We start from the raw sequence: 509 nt of genomic DNA, 5'->3' as shown, positions 1-509 counted from the left end.
CCTCCACCTTGGCGTCGATCTCGTCGCCTCCCTTGACGGCGGCGTCGGCGACGCAGTGGCGCAGGTGCTCCTCCAGGAGCTGGAGGGCGAAGGACTGGAGGCCCTTGGTGCTGGCGGAGACCTGCGTGAGTATGTCGATGCAGTAGACGTCCTCCTCCACCAGCCGCTGGAGCCCCCGGATCTGCCCCTCGATGCGGCGCAGGCGTTTGAGGTGCTCGGCCTTGTTGTGGTGGTAGCCGTGGATGCCCCGGTCGTGGTCGGTGACGATCTCGCCGCTGCCCGGCACCTCGGTGGTGTCGGCGGTCCCGGCGGCCTCGGCGACCTCCTGCGGCTCGACGGACCCGGCTGTCTCGTTCGTCACGTCCGCCTCCTGGTGCGCCTGCGTGTCCGGCTTGTCGCCGGCCGTGGTCCCCTGCTGGTCGGCGGAGGGGGCGGCGGGGGTCGGGGCTCCGGCCTCGGTGGTCGTCATCGCGTCCTCCTGGAGGGGGTGTCGGGGGGCGGGGCGGGGT

Annotated in this window: 1 protein-coding gene; it reads right to left on the bottom strand. The window is 72.5% G+C overall.

Translation table 11 applies throughout. The features are described from left to right. Nucleotides 1-469 (bottom strand): metal-sensitive transcriptional regulator (locus ACFV9O_RS40765; RefSeq protein WP_385428218.1); only part of this gene is annotated, 469 nt, incomplete at its 3' end. Nucleotides 470-509: the final 40 nt, after the last annotated feature.

Origin of the sequence: Streptomyces sp. NPDC059909 (assembly GCF_042730885.1) — a bacterium.
Lineage (GTDB): Bacteria > Actinomycetota > Actinomycetes > Streptomycetales > Streptomycetaceae > Streptomyces.
Note: the sequence above shows the minus strand (reverse complement) of the source record. Positions and strands in the feature narration are given on the sequence as shown.